5 protein-coding genes and 1 pseudogene are annotated in these 3,979 nt (G+C 43.2%); 4 read left to right on the top strand and 2 right to left on the bottom strand.

Features of this window, described 5'->3' with window-relative positions; translation table 11 throughout:
- A pseudogene (locus tag IQ242_RS18635) lies at positions 1–346 on the top strand (serine/threonine protein kinase); the annotation flags it as partial.
- On the opposite strand, the gene IQ242_RS18630 reads toward IQ242_RS18635, so the two are convergent.
- On the bottom strand, positions 320–523 hold the full coding sequence (locus IQ242_RS18630) for a hypothetical protein (RefSeq protein ID WP_043995992.1): 204 nt from the start codon (positions 521–523) through the stop codon (positions 320–322). The pseudogene IQ242_RS18635 and the gene IQ242_RS18630 sit on opposite strands and share 27 nt — an antisense overlap.
- A gap of 145 nt (positions 524–668) precedes the next feature.
- Here IQ242_RS18630 and def point away from each other — a divergent pair, with 145 nt between their 5' ends.
- The 3 genes from def (at position 669) to IQ242_RS18615 (ending at position 2,052) form a co-directional block, all read left to right on the top strand.
- Entirely contained in the window at positions 669–1,244 is a 576-nt protein-coding gene (def, locus tag IQ242_RS18625; protein ID WP_193960992.1) for a peptide deformylase, read from the top strand.
- A 31-nt stretch (positions 1,245–1,275) separates the two neighbouring features.
- Positions 1,276–1,473 carry a hypothetical protein gene (locus IQ242_RS18620; protein WP_002731987.1) on the top strand — a complete coding sequence of 66 codons (198 nt, stop codon included), beginning with the start codon at positions 1,276–1,278 and terminating at the stop codon, positions 1,471–1,473.
- 261 nt (positions 1,474–1,734) lie between these two features.
- Positions 1,735–2,052 (top strand): 2Fe-2S iron-sulfur cluster-binding protein, encoded by a 318-nt coding sequence (locus IQ242_RS18615; protein WP_002768334.1) that lies wholly within the window; start codon positions 1,735–1,737, stop codon positions 2,050–2,052.
- Between the two features lie 81 nt (positions 2,053–2,133).
- On the opposite strand, the gene IQ242_RS18610 is transcribed toward IQ242_RS18615, so the two are convergent.
- Positions 2,134–3,756 carry a glutamine hydrolyzing CTP synthase gene (locus IQ242_RS18610; RefSeq protein ID WP_002789399.1) on the bottom strand — a complete coding sequence of 541 codons (1,623 nt, stop codon included), beginning with the start codon at positions 3,754–3,756 and terminating at the stop codon, positions 2,134–2,136.
- Positions 3,757–3,979 lie beyond the last annotated feature (223 nt).

Here is a 3,979-nt window from a genome sequence, read left to right as displayed (position 1 = left end):
GGGTTTAGGAATGCTTTACCAGATTATTTATTGTCTCAAAGGGGAGGAAATTATCACTATTAATAGTCAAGAAATTGTTGCCATTCAGCGAATTTGGGTTTTGACACTTCCGGGCAAAAATAAAATGGCCAGGGAACATATTAATAAACTGGTGAAAGCTGATGGTTATCATACCAAAGATGGCGAGGGCGATCGAGTTTATGTACCGATGGCTTTAACTATTTGGGCGGGAACTAAAGAATATACTATTAGCAGTAAGACAAAAGAATATCTGAGTCAACCCGAAATTGAATGGTTAGCAGCGGAATTAAGCCAATGGTTAGGAATACCAATTACTAATAAGTAGCCGGTTATAATCAGCTTTTTCTCCCTTCTCCCCACTCCCCCACTGATTACTGATAACTGATAACTGAAAAATCTCCCCACTCCCCCACTGATTACTGATAACTGATAACTGAAAAATCTCCCCACTCCCCCACTGATTACTGATAACTGATAACTGATAACTGAAAAATCTCCCCACTTCCCACCTCCTGATATGGACGAAATGTCTGTGATCAGTGTAAAATTTTATGAAGGGTCTGGGCTTTTTTCTCCCTTTTCCTGAGAAATGCCCCAGCGCCAGTGACTAAGATCAAAATTGTGTCATCCCATCGATAATTAAGTTTATGAGCGCCACTATTACCGTAGAAAAACGCAAATTAGAAAAACCCCCTTTAGAACTGCATTATCTCGGCGATCGAGTCCTGCGTCAACCGGCCAAGCGAATTGCTAAAGTCGATGACAGCATTCGCCAATTAGCCAAAGAAATGCTGCAAACTATGTATAGTGCTAATGGTATCGGTTTAGCGGCTCCGCAAGTGGCAGTCAATAAACAATTGATTGTCATCGATTGTGAACCCGATAAACCGGAAAATCCGCCCCTAATTCTGATTAATCCCCAAATTATCGGTTATGGTCGGGAATTATGCAAAGCGGAAGAGGGTTGTTTGAGTATTCCCGATGTGTTTTTAGATGTCATCCGTCCCCAAGCGATCGAAGTGAGTTATAAAGATGAACAGGGGAAACCGCGAAAACTGCAAGCTAACGGTTTACTAGCGCGGGCAATTCAACACGAAATGGATCATCTTAATGGTGTCATGTTCGTGGATAGAGTAGATAACGATTTGGCACTCAATGAAGAATTAAAAAAACACGGTTTTTCCGTGCAAGCGGTGAAACCCGTCGAGAAAGTGACAAAATAAAGGCATTAGTTAATTTAGGTGAGGAGTGAAAATGACCCCGAAAAGCGGCGTTTTATTGTTATTATCCTGTATTGCAGCGATCGCTGGTGTGGGTTGTGTCTTTGAAATTAGTTCGGGAGAACCGGATTTAGGCAATACTACCACTGGCTTAATTCTAGCGGCAAGTGTGCCATTAACAGCCCTATTTTTTTGGGCTGCGGTTAAAGACACGAGAGCCAATTACAAATAGAATAACTTCCCCTGGGTTATGGGAAAATTGGCATAATTTTCATGAGCAGAAGAGAGAATTTATTTCTCTCTTTTGTTTGTTTGAACTACAGGGCAAATTGCCAGAAAAAGTTACTTATTGTGAGTATCTTATCATCTTTTATGACAATCAATTATATCCCAACCAGTGAAAACCTGATTAGGTACAGATTTCTCCCCTGTCCTCTATATCCGCAATCTAGAATGATAAAATAGGTGAAGTTCAAAGCATCATTCATTAGCTATGACCACAACCTACAAAGTAGAAATTTCTCATTTAGGAACAACACAAACGATCGAAGTTAGGGAAGATCAAACTATACTACAAGCGGCCTACGATGCGGGGATTGACTTACCCAGTTCCTGCAATGCGGGCGTATGTACTACCTGCGCCGCTCAACTTTCCCAAGGTAGCGTCGAACAAGGAGAGGGCATGGGATTATCCCCCGACCTGCAAAAAGAAGGCTATGCTTTGTTATGTGTGGCCTATCCTCGCTCGGATATTAAACTGGAATCTGGCAAGGAAGAAGTAGTTTATCAACGTCAATTCGGAAAACCCTAGGCCAAACTGGGGTTAATATGACAAATTTTCGGGGGTTTCCCCCCAAAAAACCAGATTTTGAGCCAATAGAACCAGCAAACCCTAACTAATAAGGGAAAACTTTTGCTCTGCACTTTTGAGGGCCGCTTTCATGAAACCAGAAAAGAGAGGATGAGCTTTATTGGGACGAGAGCGAAATTCGGGGTGAAATTGGGTAGCAATAAAGAAAGGATGTTTTGGTAGTTCGATAATTTCCACCAAACGACCATCGGGAGAAGTGCCACTCACCAGATAACCAGTCTCAAAAAAGAGACTACGATAGGCATTATTGAACTCGTAACGGTGACGATGGCGCTCATAGATAACCTCTTGACCGTAGAGAGAGAAAGCTAGACTATCGGGATTTAAACGACAGGGATAGAGACCTAAACGCATTGTTCCCCCTAAATCCACCACATCTGCCTGTTCTGGCAGTAAATTAATCACTGGATTGGGTGTATCCTCTTCAAATTCGGAACTATTGGCCCTTTCTAATCGGGCCACATTGCGACCCCATTCGATAATCGAACACTGCATCCCTAAACAGAGACCCAAAAAAGGAATATTATTGACCCTAGCATACTCGATCGCCTTAATTTTGCCATCCACACCCCTAATACCAAAACCACCGGGTACCACAATACCGTCAACACCGCTTAAATGAGCTTCGGCCGAATCGTTATCCACATCTTCAGCACTTACCCAACGCAATTCTATCTCGCTATCAAGGGCAATAGCAGCGTGTTTAAGGGCCTCCACCACCGAGAGATAAGCATCCCCTAACTGCACATATTTACCAACAATAGCTATCTCTAATTTTTGACTGGGGGATTGCATCTGTCGGATGAGATTTTCCCACTCCTCCAGATGGGGGTATCGGGGACTGAGGTTTAATAATTCTAGGGTTTGTTGCGCTAATCCCTCTTTTTCCAGATTAAGAGGCACTTCGTAGATACTGCTGGCATCCTGAGCAGTAATCACCGATTCTACCGGTACATCACAGAAAGCTGAGAGTTTTTCTTTTAATCCCGGTTGTAGGGGTAGATGACAACGACAGACTAACACATCCGGTTGAATACCAATCGATCTTAATTCCTTGACCGAGTGTTGCGTCGGTTTAGTTTTCATCTCCTTCGCGGCCGGAATCCAAGGAATTAGGGTAACGTGCATATAAATCACGTTATTTCGACCCACATCCTTCCTAAATTGCCTAATTGCTTCTAAAAAAGGCAAAGATTCGATATCTCCCACCGTACCACCAATTTCTGTGATGACAATATCGGGGTTGGTATCTTTGGCCACCCGGAGAATCCTTTCCTTGATTTCGTTGGTAATATGGGGAATTACCTGCACAGTTCCCCCCATATAAGCACCACGGCGCTCTTTATTCAATACCGCTTGATAAATCGAGCCGGTAGTCACGCTATTGAGACGGGAGAGTTCCGTATCGGTAAAACGTTCGTAGTGGCCAAGGTCGAGGTCGGTTTCAGCCCCATCATCGGTGACAAATACCTCTCCGTGTTGAAAAGGACTCATCGTACCCGGATCCACGTTGATATAGGGGTCTAATTTCAGAATTGAGACGGAATAATCCCGACTTTTCAACAATCTTCCCAAACTAGCAGCGACAATCCCTTTCCCAATACTGGAGACGACTCCCCCAGTGACAAAGACAAATTTACTCATAAAATTTTTCCTGCGATCAATTATACCTAGCAAGGGGTGAGAGTTTTCGGGATGGGGCGGTGTCATTTTCCCAGATTTCATTATAACCGGAGGATCTATACCGCTCAACTAAACTTACTCAAACTTACTTAAAAGCCTGAAAGCTTAGTCATTCGTAGTGGGTCAAGCACTACAGGATTAAACGGCAAACCCTTTATTCCCTGGTCAATGACATCAGGAATTA

It is taken from the genome of Microcystis sp. LEGE 08355 (genome assembly GCF_015207185.1).
Lineage (GTDB): Bacteria > Cyanobacteriota > Cyanobacteriia > Cyanobacteriales > Microcystaceae > Microcystis > Microcystis panniformis.
Note: the sequence above shows the minus strand (reverse complement) of the source record. Positions and strands in the feature narration are given on the sequence as shown.

What these genes read in the sequence shown, in the direction of transcription:
- IQ242_RS18615 (WP_002768334.1), top strand. Translation starts at nt 1,735, where the DNA reads ATGACCACAACCTACAAAGTAGAAATTTCTCATTTAGGAACAACACAA.
- IQ242_RS18610 (WP_002789399.1), bottom strand. Translation starts at nt 3,756, where the DNA reads ATGAGTAAATTTGTCTTTGTCACTGGGGGAGTCGTCTCCAGTATTGGG.
- IQ242_RS18620 (WP_002731987.1), top strand. Translation starts at nt 1,276, where the DNA reads ATGACCCCGAAAAGCGGCGTTTTATTGTTATTATCCTGTATTGCAGCG.
- def (WP_193960992.1), top strand. Translation starts at nt 669, where the DNA reads ATGAGCGCCACTATTACCGTAGAAAAACGCAAATTAGAAAAACCCCCT.